Genomic DNA, 13221 nt, shown 5'->3' on the forward strand with positions numbered 1-13221 from the left:
TCGTCGCCTTACGGCTTCATGTCCTCGAAGAACTTCTTCACGCCGTCGAAGAAGCTGGTCTTCTTCGGCGAGTGGTGGCTGTTGCTGCCTTCCAGGCTGTCCTGGAACTGGCGCAGCAGGTCCTTCTGCTCTTCGCTGAGCTTGACCGGGGTCTCGACGACCACCTTGCACAGCAGATCGCCGGCGGGGCCGCCGCGGACCGGCTTGACGCCCTTGCCCTTGAGCCGGAACAGCTTGCCGGTCTGAGTCTCGGGCGGAATCTTGAGCTTGACCCGGCCGTCCAGGGTCGGCACCTCGAGCTCGCCGCCCAGCGAGGCGTCGACGAAGTTGATCGGCACCTCGCACTGCAGGTGGCGACCGTCACGCTCGAAGATCGGGTGCTCCTTGATGGCCACCTGCACGTAGAGGTCGCCGGCCGGCCCGCCGTTGACGCCGGCCTCGCCTTCGCCGTTCAAGCGTATGCGATCGCCGGTGTCCACGCCCGCCGGGATCTTCACCGACAGGGTGCGGGTCTCGCGCACGCGACCCTCGCCGTTGCAGCCGTGGCACGGCACCTTGATGTGCTGGCCGCTGCCATGACAGGTCGGGCAGGTCTGCTGCACGGCGAAGAAGCCCTGCTGCATGCGCACCTGGCCCATGCCGCTGCAGGTCGGGCAGGTCTCCTTGGTGGAGCCCGGCTCGGCGCCGTCGCCATCGCAGCGCTCGCACTCGACGTGACGCGGCACGCGGATGTCGACGCTGGTGCCGGACACCGCGTCCTCGAGGTCGAGCTCGAGGTTGTAGCGCAGGTCGCTGCCGCGCTGCGGGGCATTGGGATGACGCCGTGCGCCGCCCCCGCCGAAGATGTCGCCGAACACATCGCCGAAGATGTCGCTGAAGCCGCCGGCTCCCGCGCCGCCGAAGCCGCCGCCACCGCCGGCCTGGCCGTCGACGCCGGCATGGCCGAACTGGTCGTAGGCCGCGCGCTTCTCGCTGTCGGTCAGGACCTCATAGGCCTCGGACACCTCGCGGAATTTCTCCGCCGAGGTGTCGTCGTCCGGATTGCGATCCGGATGGTATTTCTGGGCCAGGCGTCGATAGGCCTTCTTGATCTCTTTCTGATCGGCCCCACGCTCGACGCCCAGTACCTCGTAGTAATCACGCTTGGACATGAGTCTGTCCGCCTCCGTCGCGACGCTGTTGCGGAAACACCAACGCGGGAGTCTGGCCCCCGCGCTGGCGTCACCCGATGTCAGGCGTCGTGGTTACTGCTTCTTCTGGTCGTCGTTGACTTCCTCGTACTCGGCGTCGACCACGTCGTCTTCCTGCTTGGCACCGGCCTCGCCGGCGGCGTCGGCGCCCTGGGCGGCCTCGCCCTGCTCGGCGTACATCTTCTGGGCCAGGTTGCCGGAGGCCTCGGTCAGCTTGTCGAGCTTGGCCTGGATGTCTTCCTGGTCGTCGCCCTTGACCGCTTCCTCGAGCTCGGAGGCGGCGCTCTCGATGGCCTGCTTCTCCTCGTCGGTGGCCTTGTCACCGGCTTCCTCGAGGGTCTTCCGGGCGGCGTGGACCATGCCGTCGGCCTGGTTGCGCAGCTGCACCAGCTCCTCGAACTTCTTGTCCTCGTCGGCGTGGGCCTCGGCGTCCTGGACCATCTGATCGATCTCGTCATCGGACAGGCCGCTGGAGGCCTTGATGACGATCGACTGTTCCTTGCCGGTGGCCTTGTCCTTGGCGGACACGTTGAGGATGCCGTTGGCGTCCAGGTCGAAGGCGACCTCGATCTGCGGCACGCCGCGCGGGGCCGGCGGAATGTCGGCCAGGTCGAAGCGACCGAGCGACTTGTTGCCGCTGGACTGCTTGCGCTCACCCTGCAGCACGTGGATGGTCACGGCCGTCTGGTTGTCATCCGCGGTCGAGAAGGTCTGGGTCTTCTTGGTCGGGATGGTGGTGTTCTTCTCGATCAGCGGGGTCATCACGCCGCCGAGGGTCTCGATGCCGAGCGTCAGCGGGGTGACGTCGAGCAGCAGCACGTCCTTGACGTCACCGCCCAGCACGCCGCCCTGGATCGCGGCGCCCACGGCCACGGCCTCGTCCGGATTGACGTCCTTGCGGGCGTCCTTGCCGAAGAACTCGGCAACCTTGGACTGGACCATCGGCATGCGGGTCTGGCCGCCGACCAGGATGACGTCGTCGATCTCGGAGGCGGACAGGCCGGCGTCGGCCAGTGCGGTCTTGCAGGGTGCCAGGGAGCGGGTCACCAGCTCTTCCACCAGCGACTCCAGCTTGGCCCGGGTCACCTTCACGTTGAGGTGCTTGGGACCGGTGTTGTCGGCGGTGATGTACGGCAGGTTGACCTCGGTCTGCTGCGCGCTGGACAGCTCGATCTTGGCCTTCTCGGCGGCTTCCTTGAGGCGCTGCATGGCCAGGTTGTCGCCGGACAGGTCGATGCCGCTGTCGGCCTTGAACTGGTCGACCAGGTAGTTGATCAGCGCCAGGTCGAAGTCCTCGCCGCCGAGGAAGGTGTCGCCGTTGGTGGCCAGCACCTCGAACTGGGTCTCGCCGTCGACGTCGGCCACTTCGATGATGGAGATATCGAAGGTGCCGCCACCCAGGTCATAGACCGCGATGGTCTTGTCGCCGCGGGACTTGTCCATGCCGTAGGCCAGCGCGGCCGCGGTCGGCTCGTTGATGATGCGCTTGACCTCGAGACCGGCGATGCGGCCGGCGTCCTTGGTGGCCTGGCGCTGGCTGTCGTTGAAGTAGGCCGGCACGGTGATCACCGCTTCGGTCACGGACTCGCCGAGGTAGTCTTCGGCGGTCTTCTTCATCTTCTTCAGCACTTCGGCGCTGACCTGGGGCGGTGCCAGCTTGTTGCCCTTGACCTCGACCCAGGCATCGCCGTTGTCGGCCTCGGCGATGGTGTAGGGCACCATCTTGATGTCCTTCTGGACCACGTCGTCGGCGAAGCGACGGCCGATCAGACGCTTGATGGCGAACAGGGTGTTCTCGGGGTTGGTCACTGCCTGGCGCTTGGCCGCCTGACCCACCAGCGTCTCGCCGTCGTCGGTATAGGCGATGATGGACGGAGTCGTGCGTGCGCCTTCGGCGTTCTCGATCACCTTGGGGCTGTCGCCGTCGAGCACGGCCACGCAAGAGTTGGTGGTCCCCAGGTCAATACCGATGATGCGTCCCATAGGAAATCCTCGAAAATTAGGTGTTACGTGATTCGTTCGTTCGCGGCGTTCACCGCGGGATGCTGTCTATCTGGGGGCCCTCGACGCCATTTCAAGGGGCCCGGGCCGATTTCGCCTCGCCTCAGCCGGCGGCCTGGCTGACCACCACCATCGCCGGGCGCACCAGGCGACCGTTGAGCAGGTAGCCCTTCTGCATCACGTCCATCACGGTGTTGGGCTCGAGCTCGGGGTTCGGCACCATGGCCATGGCCTCGTGGTACTGCGGGTCGAAGGGCTCGCCGGACGGCTCGACCTGCTCGACGCCGAACTTGTTCAGCACGTCGATCTGCATCTTCAGGGTCATGGAGACGCCCTCGCGGTGCGCCTCGGTGGCGTCCTCGCCCATGGCCTCGAGCGCCTTCTCCAGGCTGTCGACCACCGGCAGCAGCTCCTTGACGAACTTCTCCAGCGCGAACTTGCGCGCCTTCTCGGCCTCCTGCTCGGCGCGGCGGCGCACGTTCTGGGCCTCGGCGGCGGTGCGCATCGACTGGTCCTTGGCCTCTTCCAGCGCCTGCTCGAGCTCCTCGACCTTGGCCGCCAGCATCTCGGCCTCCGGGGTGTCGGAGGCCGCCTCGGCGTTCTCTTCGGCGGCCTCGGCGGCGCCTTCCAGCTCGCCCTCGACGGGCTCCGGCTCGACCTGAGTCTGGGTATCGGCCTCGTCCTGCTGGCGGGCCAGCTCGTCGTCCAGCGGGGTCTGCGGATCTTTAGCCATGCGTCTCTCCTGAATGCCGGCCGGCGGCCGTGGCCGCCGGCGAGACTGATATGTCGGTGAAAAATGTCGTTGCCAGCTATATGGGGCTGGCCGCCTCGATCTCAAGGGAGAGAAGACACGGGAATCGGGGCGTGCGTTGTTCCCCCCGCTGAACTACTGTATAAACGCACAAGCCAGTGGATGAATAACCAGTAGTTTCGCCAGTCGTTCCGAAACCGGCCCCGGGAGGCATCATGCTGACAGAGCTCGCCATTCGTGACTTCGCCATCGTCGACCATCTGGAGCTCGAGCTCGGCGGCGGCATGACCGCCATCACCGGCGAGACCGGGGCCGGCAAGTCGATCCTGCTCGGCGCCCTGGGGCTGTGCCTCGGCGAGCGCGCCGATGCCGGCAGCGTGCGCCACGGCGCCGAGCGTGCCGACCTCAGCGCGCGCTTCGACATCGCCGCCCTGCCCGCGGCCCGGGAATGGCTGGCCGGCCGCGAGCTGCCCGAGGACGACTGCCTGCTGCGCCGCGTGGTGACCCGGGGCGGGCGCTCCAAGGCCTGGATCAACGGCCAGCCGGCCACCGTCGCCGACCTCAAGGCGCTGGGCGGCCACCTGATCGAGATCCACGGCCAGCACGCCCACCAGGCGCTGCTCGGTGAAGAGACCCACCTGCGGCTGCTCGACGACTTCGCCGGCCACGACGAGGCGGTGGCCGCCCTGGGCGAGACCTTCCGCGAGTGGCGCGAGGCGAAGCGTCGCCTCAAGCGGCTGGCCGAGGACGGCGATGAACTGCGCGCCCGCCGCCAGCTGCTGCGCTATCAGGTCGAGGAGCTCGACCAGCTGGCGCTGGCCGACGACGAGCTGACCGGCCTGGAGACCGAGCAGGAGGAGCTGGCCCACGCCGAGGAGCGCCTGCGCGAGGCCCAGTTCGCCGCCACCTGCTGCGACGGCGAGGAGGGCGGCGCCCTGCCGCTGCTGCAGCAGGCCGTGAACCATCTCTCCGCGCTGCCCGGCAGCGACCGCGGCGCCCTGGCCGAGGCGCTGACGATGCTCGGCGACGCCTGCATCCAGGTCGAGGAGGCCGGGCGCGAGCTCAACCACTTCGCCGCCGGGGTCGAGCTCGACCCCGAACGCCTGGCCTGGGTCGAGGAGCGCCTCGGCGAGGTCCATCGCATCGCCCGCAAGCACCACGTCTCCCCCGAGGAGCTGACCGAGCTGCACCAGCGCCTGGCCGCCGAGCTGGCCGAGCTGGAAGACGGCGGCGACGACCTGGAGGCGCTCGCCGCCGAGGTCGACGCCCTGGAGGCCCGCTGGCGCGAACAGGCCGAGGCCGTCAGCACCACCCGCCGCGCCGCCGCCGCGCGCTTCGGCACCGCCGTGCAGGACCAGCTGGCCTTCCTGGCCATGGGCAAGGCCCGCTTCGAGGTCGAGGTCAGCGAGCGCGAGGCGCCGGCCCCGGAGGGGCTCGACCGGGTGCGCTTCTTGATCAGCGCCAACCCCGGCCAGCCGGCCCGCCCGCTGGCCAAGGTGGCCTCCGGCGGCGAGCTGTCCCGCGTCAGCCTGGCGATCCAGGTGGTGGCGGCCCAGCACTCCACCATCCCCAGCCTGGTGTTCGACGAGGTCGACGTGGGCGTGTCCGGCGCCACCGCCGAGATCGTCGGCCAGCTGCTGCGCCGGCTGGGCGGCAACGGCCAGGTGATGACCGTGACCCACCTGCCCCAGGTCGCGGCCCAGGCCCATCAGCATCTGCACATCGCCAAGCAGGCCGAGGACGACACCACCCTGACCCGCATGGCGCTGCTCGACGAGGCCGGCCGCGTCGGCGAGCTGGCGCGCATGCTCGGCGGCATGACGCTGACCGACCAGACCCTGGCCCACGCCCGGGAGATGCTCGACGCCAGCCAGCGTGCCCGCCACTAAGGCGCTCCCACGCTCGCCGCCACGTCATCCTCCTCACCAACGAAAACGGCCCCGATCCGATGGATCGGGGCCGTTCGCTGTTCGGTGGCGGTCGCCGGCGCTTACTTCTTCAGGTTCAGCTCCTGGCGGGTCGCCTTGGACCCCTTCGGGCGAACGTAGAGCACCAGCGCGTGATCGACGAGCTCGTAGCCGTTCTCCTCGGCGATCTCCTGCTGGCGGCGTTCGATGGTCTCGTCGAAGAACTCGACGATCTCGCCGCTGTCCAGGCACACCATGTGATCGTGGTGCTCTTCCTGGGTCAGCTCGAAGACCGCGTGGCCGCCATCGAAGTTGTGGCGCGTCACCAGGCCCGCGGACTCGAACTGAGTCAGCACCCGATAGACGGTCGCGAGACCCACGTCCTCACCGGAGTCGAGCAGCGTCTTGTAGACGTCCTCGGCGCTCAGATGATGCTGATTGGTGGCATTCTCGAGGATATGCAGGATCTTGACGCGCGGCAGGGTCACTTTGAGACCGGCCTTGCGCAGTTCATGGTTCTGGTCGGCCATGGTTGCTCTTCGCAGTATCGGGTAGGGTCGGTTATGATCGACCGAAACCACGATAGTGAAGAACGGCCGCAAATGCAAAAGCTGAGCAGAATTGTCACCCTTTCCGTCGCCCTGACGCTGGTCAGCGGCTGCAGCTACTTCGGCGTCTACAAGCGCGACCTGGCCCAGGGCAACCTGGTGACCCCGGCAATGACCGAACAGCTGCACGCCGGCATGACGCGTCAGCAGGTCATCGACCTGATGGGCAGCCCGCTGCTCGAGGCGCCCTTCGATGCCAACCAGTGGGACTACGTCTATCGCCTGGACGAGGCCTACGGCGACATCGAACAGCGCCGCCTGACGCTGACCTTCGAGGGCAACCGCCTGGCCTCCGTCGAGCACGAGGGCGATTTCTCCCAACCGCCGGCGCTGATCTCCAAGCAGGGCATCGGCCCGTCCGGCGAGGCCGACGGCTCGCGCGGCAACCTCTTCAATGTGGTGCCGAACGAGGAATAGCCGAGAAAGGCCTCAGGAAGAGCGCGATGCGCGGGCGGCCCTGGCCGCCCGCGCTGCCTTGGGGTCGAGCTCGAGCGGGCGATAGACCTCCACGCGGTCGCCATCCTCGAGCGCGCGGGCCCCGGGGTCGCGCAGCGACTTGCCGAAGATGCCGAGATCGGCCTCACGGAAGGTCTCGGCCGGCACCTCGGGAAAGAGCGCCTCGAGCCCGGCCCGGGCCACGGCCTCCCGGGCCGTGGTCCCCTCGGGCACCGTCAGCTCGACGATGCGCTGACGCTGCGGCAGGGCGAAGGCCACCTCGACGCGCAGCATCTCAGTAACGGCCCCGACCGTAGAGATCGTCGGCGCGACGGGTGAAGGAGTCCACCAGCTGGCCCGCGACCTGCTGGAAGAGCTTGCCGAAGGCCATGCCCAGCAGGCGGTTGGCGAACTCGAATTCCATCTCCAGGCTCACCTTGCAGGCGCCGTCGCCCATCGCCAGGAACTGCCAGCGACCGCGCAGCCGCTTGAAGGGGCCGTCGACCAGCGACAGCTCGATGCGTTCGGGCTCGTGCAGGTCGTTGCGGGTGGTGAAGCTCTGCTCGATGCCGGCGCGCCCCAGGGTCATCTCGCCGACCAGGTGCGCTTCATCCCGTTCGATCAGCCGCGCCCGACGACAACCCGGCAGGAATTCCGGGTAGCGTTCGAAATCGTTGACCAGATCGAACATCTCCTGGGGGGTGTGCCGCACCAGGGCGGACCGATTGACCGTTGGCATTGACCTCTCCGCTGACTTCAAGGGGCCCAGGGCGTATCATGAGCGGTTATTTCGGCCTTGAATGGTATCACGCTTCCCCCCATATCGGAGGGGGCAGGCCGCCACCGGCAAGCACAGACACGAGGTTCCATGGCCAGCAATAAAGGTAAAGGCAAGGGTCCTGGCAGCAACGCCATCGCGCTGAACAAGAAGGCGCGCTTCGAGTACCACATCAACGAGACCTTCGAGGCCGGCCTGTCGCTGGCCGGCTGGGAGGTGAAGAGCCTACGTGCCGGCAAGGCACAGCTCACCGACACCTACATCCTGGTCAAGAACGGCGAGGCCTGGCTGCTGGGCAGCCACGTGACGCCGCTCAACACCACCAGCACCCACGAGGTCGCCGACCCGACCCGCACGCGCAAGCTGCTGCTGCACAAGAAGGAGATCGCCAGGATCTTCTCCCGCACCCAGGACAAGGGGCACACCTGCGTGCCGCTCAAGCTGTACTGGAAGGGCAACAAGGTGAAGTGCGAGCTGGCGCTGGTTTCGGGCAAGAAGCTGCACGACAAGCGAGCCACCGAGAAGGACCGCGACTGGCAGCGCCAGAAGGGCCGCATCATGCGCGAACAAAACCGCGGCTGAGGTGTCATAACTTCGACCATCCTGATAAGATGGCCACGTTTTGGGGGCGACATGGCTTCGACGCCGATGACAACCCCTGAGGTGCATGCCGAGAGCGTGATGTATCTCGTAAATCCAACATCACGATTAAATAGTCGCAAACGACGACAACTACGCTCAGGGCGCGCTGGCAGCTTAAACGCCGCTAGCTTCTAGTCCTACCCGGCGGTGATGTGCCCATTCATCACCAAAGGGCACGAGCTCAGATTGATGGGATCGCGGTTGGCCTTGTCCTCGCGTCAACCGTTAAATCTTAGAGGAATCGCGTTTCTGGATCCTGCCCGTCGGAGCCAGCGACGTTAAATCAAATGACGGAACTAAGCATGTAGAGCCGATGGGTGAGTGTCGGCGGACGCGGGTTCGATTCCCGCCGCCTCCACCAACACCAGAGAATCGCCACCCACCCGGGTGGCGTTTTTCGTTTGAGAAGAGCCAGGCGTCGCCGACGCGGTGTCGGCCCTTTCTCGACGACACGGGGTCGATTCCCGCCGCCTCGATCAACACCAGAGAAACGCCACCCACCCGGGTGGCGTTTTTCGTTTGGTAAGAGCCAAGCGTCGCCGACGCGGTGTCGGCCCTCTCTCGACGACACGGGGTCGATTCCGCCGCCTCGATCAACACCAGAGAAACGCCACCCACCCGGGCGGCGTTTTTCGCTTGAGAAGAGCCACCCTATCCGGCTGGCTTTCTTCGCTTCAACGGCCTCGAGACCGGCTTGCCCGGGGCGCAAGGCGCTGCGATATGATGAAGCCTTCCCCGCCGGACGCGAGCCCCGCATGGCCGATCATCTTCCGCCCATCCCCGAATTCCCCGAGCCCGACTGGGCCGCCGTCGAGCGCCGAGCGATCGTCGAGTGCGATGAGCCGCTGGTGCCGGTCAGCCTGGCGCCCGCACCACTGCACGCCTACCCGGTCTATGCCCGGCTCGGCATTCCCGGCGCCGTCCACGAATGCTACGTGCGCGAGGGCGTGTATCGCCGGCTGCTGGCGGTGGCCCGCGCCCTGCCGGAGGGCCTCAGCCTGCTGGTGATGGACGGCTGGCGTCCGTGGCGGGTGCAGCAGTACCTCTTCGACACGCTGCAGGAGACGATCCTGGCGCGCCATCCAGAGCTCGATGCCGAGACCCTGGCGGCGCGCACCCGGGAATTCGTCGCCCTGCCGAGCCAGTCGCCGGAGGCACCGAGCCCGCACCTGACCGGCGGCGCCGTGGACGTCACCCTGTGCGATGCCGACGGCCTGCCGCTGGAGATGGGCACGCTGTTCGACGAGGCCGTGCCGGCCTCCCACAGCGCCGCGCTGGAGCGCCTGGGCGCGCCCGACGACGCCGAGCGCCGGGCCCGCGACCATCGCCGCCTGCTGTATCACGCCATGACCGCCGAGGGCTTCACCAACCTGCCGAGCGAGTGGTGGCACTTCGACCTCGGCGATCCACTGTGGGCCCACTACGGCGACCATCCCGCCGCCCGCTACGGCGCCACCCGGCCGGTGACGCTGGAGAGCCGCTGGCGGCGCGGCGTCTAGCGCCACCCCGCCTTCCCACGGCCAGACACGACGACGCCGGGCCACTCAAGTGGCCCGGCGTCGTTCGGCGCGGTGCTTACGCTGGCGAGATCAGGCCGTGGCGTGCATCGCCAGGGCGGTATCCAGCATGCGGTTGGAGAAGCCCCACTCGTTGTCGTACCAGGCCATGACCTTCACCAGGCGACCGTTGGTCACGCGGGTGTGATTGCTGTCGAAGGTGGAGGAGTTGGCGTCATGGTTGAAGTCGATGGACACCAGCGGCTGGGCGTTGACCGCCAGCACCGGCGACGCCTGGGCCGCCTCGGCGACGATGGCGTTGATCTCTTCCTTGGTGGTGTCACGGCCCGCGGTGAAGGTCAGGTCCACCAGCGAGACGTTGATCACCGGCACGCGCACCGCCAGGCCGTCGAGCTTGCCGTCCAGTTCCGGCAGCACCAGCCCCACCGCCGCGGCGGCACCGGTCTTGGTCGGAATCATGGAATGCGTGGCGCTGCGGGCCCGGTAGGGGTCCGTGTGGTAGACGTCGGACAGGTTCTGATCGTTGGTGTAGGCGTGCACCGTGGTCATCAGGCCGTTCTCGATGCCCACCGTCTCGTTCAACACCTTGGCCACCGGGGCCAGGCAGTTGGTGGTGCAGGAGGCGTTGGACACCACCTTGTGCTCCGCGGTCAGCACGCCCTCGTTGACGCCGAAGACCACCGTGGCGTCGGCGTCCGGGCTCGGGGCGGACACCAGCACACGGCCGGCGCCGGCCTCGAGGTGCTTGCCGGCATCGGCGCGCTTGGTGAACAGGCCGGTGCACTCCATCACCAGGTCCACGCCCAGACGCTCCCAGGGCAGCTGGGCCGGGTCACGCTCGGAGCTGATCTCGATGCGATCGCCGTCGACCGTCAGGCTGCTCTCGTCGTGGGAGACCTCGAACGGGAAGTGGCCGTGCACGGTGTCGTGGCGCAGCAGGTGGGCATTGAGGGCCGGATCACCCAGGTCGTTGATGGCGACGACCTGCACGCGGTCGCGATAGCCACCCTCGTACAGGGCACGAAACACATTGCGACCGATACGACCGAAACCGTTGATGGCGATCTTGAGCGTCATGGCGGGATCCTCTCGAAACCTGTGACCGACTTGTCGGATGGGAGCGTGTCGAGCCGGAGAAGCGGCACTCGCCGCCTCGCGGGCGACCCGAAGGCTCGTCTGCCGCCCAATGTGGAACAGGATGGCGTTCGAGACAAGTGGTTTTTCGTAATTTTACAACACAGGGCCTCTCGTCACTCTTCCGGCACCCAGTTAAAATCTCTCCCCATAAGGGTTTAAAGGAAAAAAGGCCGCCGAGACCGCCCCGGCATCGACTTTGGTCGCAGGCGCTTTGTTTCGTAATATCACTACCGCTACGCTATCTTGACCCTCTCATTTCTCGCCCGCCGCACCGGCCGCGCCCACAGGAGAATCGGCATGTCTGATCGCCCCACCCCCCTCCGCCGCACCAAGATCGTCGCCACCCTCGGCCCCGCCAGCGACCGGGAGGGCGTGCTGGAGCAGATGATCGCCGCCGGCGTCGACGTGGTGCGCCTCAACTTCTCCCACGGCTCGGCGGACGACCATCGCCGCCGGCTGAGCGCGGTGCGCGAGATCGCCGCCCGCCAGGGCCGAAGCGTCGCCGCCCTGGGCGACCTGCAGGGGCCCAAGATCCGCATCGCCCGCTTCACCGAGGGCAAGGTCGTGCTCGAGGAAGGCGCGCCCTTCGTCATCGACGTGGCCCTCGACGGCCAGGCCGGCGACGCCAGCCGCGTCGGCTGCGACTATCGCGAGCTGGCCGACGACGTGAGCGCCGGCGACCGCCTGCTGCTCGACGACGGCCGGCTGGTGCTCGACGTCTCCCGCGTCGACGGCAGCGCCATCCACACCACGGTGGTGGTGGGCGGCGAGCTGTCCAACAACAAGGGCATCAACAAGCAGGGCGGCGGGCTCTCCGCCCCAGCGCTGACCGACAAGGACAAGGCCGACCTCGAGACCGCCATGGCCATCGGCGTCGACTATCTGGCCGTGTCCTTCCCGCGCAGCGCCGCCGATATGCAGGAGGCCCGCGCGCTGCTGGGCGAGGCCGGCCGCGAGATCGGCCTGGTGGCCAAGCTCGAGCGCGCCGAGGCGGTGGCCGACGACGAAACGCTCGACGGCATCATCGAGGCCAGCGAGGCGGTGATGGTGGCCCGCGGCGATCTCGGCGTGGAGATCGGCGACGAGGCGCTGATCGGCACCCAGAAGCGCATCATCAAGCACGCCCGCAGCCACAACCGTGCGGTGATCACCGCGACCCAGATGATGGAGTCGATGATCGAGTCGCCCTTGCCGACCCGCGCCGAGGTGTTCGACGTGGCCAACGCGGTGCTCGACGCCACCGACGCGGTGATGCTCTCCGCCGAGACCGCCGCCGGCGACTTCCCGGTCGAGACCGTGGAGGCCATGGCCCGGGTCTGCCTCGGCGCCGAGCGCGAGCGCATCGCCCAGTCCTCCGGCCACCGCATTCACGAGGGCTTCTCGAAGATCGACGAGACCATCGCCCTGTCGGCGATGTATGCCGCCAACCACCTGTCGGGCGTGGCCGCCATCGCCTGCATGACCTCCACCGGCTACACCCCGCTGATCGCCTCGCGCATCCGTTCCGGGCTGCCGATCGTCGGCCTGGCACACAGCCCCGTCGCCCAGCGACGCATGGCGTTGTATCGTGGTGTCATCTCGCTGCCCTTCGACACCAGCGAGATGTCGGCCGACGAGCTCAACGACCAGGCACTGGCCCGGGTGGTGGCTCAGGGCATCGCCGTTCAGGGAGACCACGTGATCCTTACCCGCGGCGATCACATGAACGCCCACGGCGGCACCAATACCCTGAGGATTCTCGAGGTGGAAGCCCAGCATGAGTGAGACACGTCCGCGGCGGGACATCCGCCGCACCCTGCCGGCCCGCAAGCGCATCGCGCTGATCGCCCACGATGGCAAGAAGCCGGAGATGCTGGCCTGGGCCGAGCGCTGGCAGGACACCCTGGCCCGCCACGAACTGGTCGGCACCGGCACCACCGCGACCCGGCTCGCCAGGCTGCTGGGGCTCGAGATCGAGCCGCTGATGAGCGGCCCGCTGGGCGGCGACCAGCAGATCGGCGCCCGCATCGCCGAGCAGGACCTCGACCTGCTGGTGTTCTTCTGGGACCCCTTCGCGCCCCAGCCCCACGACCCCGACGTCAAGGCGCTGCTGCGCCTGGCCGCGCTGTGGAACGTGCCGGTGGCCTGCAATCCCGCCAGCGCGGACTTCCTGCTCAGCTCGCCCCTGCTCGACCGCGACGTCGAGATCGATATCCCCGATGCCGGCGGCTGGATCTCGGCCCGTACCGACTGATCGCCGCGACAAGAAGACATAA

At 67.7% G+C, this 13221-nt stretch carries 13 protein-coding genes and 1 other RNA gene; 7 read left to right on the top strand and 7 right to left on the bottom strand.

What is annotated here, in order from left to right:
* Positions 1–8: 8 nt before the first annotated feature.
* From dnaJ to grpE, 3 genes are all read right to left on the bottom strand, one after another.
* Positions 9–1151: a molecular chaperone DnaJ gene (dnaJ, locus tag ACGTNF_RS12460; protein ID WP_394601977.1), complete on the bottom strand. Its 1143-nt coding sequence runs from the start codon at positions 1149–1151 to the stop codon at positions 9–11.
* Positions 1152–1244: 93 nt separating this feature from the next.
* Positions 1245–3173 (bottom strand): molecular chaperone DnaK, encoded by a 1929-nt coding sequence (gene dnaK, locus ACGTNF_RS12465; protein ID WP_394601978.1) that lies wholly within the window; start codon positions 3171–3173, stop codon positions 1245–1247.
* A gap of 121 nt (positions 3174–3294) precedes the next feature.
* Positions 3295–3924 (bottom strand): nucleotide exchange factor GrpE, encoded by a 630-nt coding sequence (grpE, locus tag ACGTNF_RS12470; RefSeq protein WP_394601979.1) that lies wholly within the window; start codon positions 3922–3924, stop codon positions 3295–3297.
* A gap of 233 nt (positions 3925–4157) precedes the next feature.
* On the opposite strand from grpE, the gene recN reads away from it, so the two are divergent.
* Positions 4158–5831 (top strand): DNA repair protein RecN, encoded by a 1674-nt coding sequence (recN, locus tag ACGTNF_RS12475; RefSeq protein WP_394601980.1) that lies wholly within the window; start codon positions 4158–4160, stop codon positions 5829–5831.
* A 101-nt stretch (positions 5832–5932) separates the two neighbouring features.
* Here the strand turns inward: recN and fur are convergent, their stop codons facing one another.
* Entirely contained in the window at positions 5933–6379 is a 447-nt protein-coding gene (gene fur, locus ACGTNF_RS12480; RefSeq protein ID WP_016854000.1) for a ferric iron uptake transcriptional regulator, read from the bottom strand.
* A gap of 72 nt (positions 6380–6451) precedes the next feature.
* Between fur and ACGTNF_RS12485 the strand changes: the two genes are divergently transcribed.
* A complete protein-coding gene (locus tag ACGTNF_RS12485) occupies positions 6452–6874 on the top strand; it encodes an outer membrane protein assembly factor BamE (RefSeq protein ID WP_016854001.1) in 423 nt (140 codons plus the stop codon).
* Positions 6875–6886: 12 nt separating this feature from the next.
* Here ACGTNF_RS12485 and ACGTNF_RS12490 read toward each other — a convergent pair whose 3' ends face one another.
* Entirely contained in the window at positions 6887–7186 is a 300-nt protein-coding gene (locus ACGTNF_RS12490; protein WP_394601981.1) for an RnfH family protein, read from the bottom strand.
* 1 nt (position 7187) lies between these two features.
* On the bottom strand, positions 7188–7631 hold the full coding sequence (locus tag ACGTNF_RS12495; RefSeq protein WP_394601982.1) for a type II toxin-antitoxin system RatA family toxin: 444 nt from the start codon (positions 7629–7631) through the stop codon (positions 7188–7190).
* Positions 7632–7760: 129 nt separating this feature from the next.
* Here ACGTNF_RS12495 and smpB point away from each other — a divergent pair, with 129 nt between their 5' ends.
* The 3 genes from smpB to ACGTNF_RS12510 all read left to right on the top strand — a co-directional run bounded on the left by smpB (position 7761) and on the right by ACGTNF_RS12510 (position 9811).
* Complete coding sequence (gene smpB, locus ACGTNF_RS12500) at positions 7761–8252, top strand: SsrA-binding protein SmpB (protein WP_016854004.1); 492 nt, start codon at positions 7761–7763, stop codon at positions 8250–8252.
* A gap of 42 nt (positions 8253–8294) precedes the next feature.
* Positions 8295–8673, top strand: a transfer-messenger RNA (tmRNA) gene (gene ssrA / locus ACGTNF_RS12505).
* A 394-nt stretch (positions 8674–9067) separates the two neighbouring features.
* Positions 9068–9811 carry a M15 family metallopeptidase gene (locus ACGTNF_RS12510; protein ID WP_394601983.1) on the top strand — a complete coding sequence of 248 codons (744 nt, stop codon included), beginning with the start codon at positions 9068–9070 and terminating at the stop codon, positions 9809–9811.
* Between the two features lie 90 nt (positions 9812–9901).
* Here the strand turns inward: ACGTNF_RS12510 and gap are convergent, their stop codons facing one another.
* Entirely contained in the window at positions 9902–10906 is a 1005-nt protein-coding gene (gap, locus tag ACGTNF_RS12515; protein WP_394601984.1) for a type I glyceraldehyde-3-phosphate dehydrogenase, read from the bottom strand.
* 357 nt (positions 10907–11263) lie between these two features.
* Between gap and pyk the strand changes: the two genes are divergently transcribed.
* Positions 11264–12730: a pyruvate kinase gene (gene pyk, locus ACGTNF_RS12520; protein WP_394601985.1), complete on the top strand. Its 1467-nt coding sequence runs from the start codon at positions 11264–11266 to the stop codon at positions 12728–12730.
* Entirely contained in the window at positions 12723–13199 is a 477-nt protein-coding gene (locus ACGTNF_RS12525) for a methylglyoxal synthase (protein WP_394601986.1), read from the top strand. Before pyk ends, ACGTNF_RS12525 begins: the two co-directional genes overlap by 8 nt.
* Positions 13200–13221: the final 22 nt, after the last annotated feature.

This window comes from Halomonas sp. B23F22_10 (assembly GCF_043496975.1).
Taxonomy (GTDB): Bacteria; Pseudomonadota; Gammaproteobacteria; order Pseudomonadales; family Halomonadaceae; genus Halomonas; species Halomonas smyrnensis.

Bases quoted from the DNA above. Each gene is read 5' to 3' on its own strand.
- dnaJ (WP_394601977.1), bottom strand. From the start codon at position 1,151: ATGTCCAAGCGTGATTACTACGAGGTACTGGGCGTCGAGCGTGGGGCC.
- dnaK (WP_394601978.1), bottom strand. From the start codon at position 3,173: ATGGGACGCATCATCGGTATTGACCTGGGGACCACCAACTCTTGCGTG.
- grpE (WP_394601979.1), bottom strand. From the start codon at position 3,924: ATGGCTAAAGATCCGCAGACCCCGCTGGACGACGAGCTGGCCCGCCAG.
- recN (WP_394601980.1), top strand. From the start codon at position 4,158: ATGCTGACAGAGCTCGCCATTCGTGACTTCGCCATCGTCGACCATCTG.
- fur (WP_016854000.1), bottom strand. From the start codon at position 6,379: ATGGCCGACCAGAACCATGAACTGCGCAAGGCCGGTCTCAAAGTGACC.
- ACGTNF_RS12485 (WP_016854001.1), top strand. From the start codon at position 6,452: ATGCAAAAGCTGAGCAGAATTGTCACCCTTTCCGTCGCCCTGACGCTG.
- ACGTNF_RS12490 (WP_394601981.1), bottom strand. From the start codon at position 7,186: ATGCTGCGCGTCGAGGTGGCCTTCGCCCTGCCGCAGCGTCAGCGCATC.
- ACGTNF_RS12495 (WP_394601982.1), bottom strand. From the start codon at position 7,631: ATGCCAACGGTCAATCGGTCCGCCCTGGTGCGGCACACCCCCCAGGAG.
- smpB (WP_016854004.1), top strand. From the start codon at position 7,761: ATGGCCAGCAATAAAGGTAAAGGCAAGGGTCCTGGCAGCAACGCCATC.
- ACGTNF_RS12510 (WP_394601983.1), top strand. From the start codon at position 9,068: ATGGCCGATCATCTTCCGCCCATCCCCGAATTCCCCGAGCCCGACTGG.
- gap (WP_394601984.1), bottom strand. From the start codon at position 10,906: ATGACGCTCAAGATCGCCATCAACGGTTTCGGTCGTATCGGTCGCAAT.
- pyk (WP_394601985.1), top strand. From the start codon at position 11,264: ATGTCTGATCGCCCCACCCCCCTCCGCCGCACCAAGATCGTCGCCACC.
- ACGTNF_RS12525 (WP_394601986.1), top strand. From the start codon at position 12,723: ATGAGTGAGACACGTCCGCGGCGGGACATCCGCCGCACCCTGCCGGCC.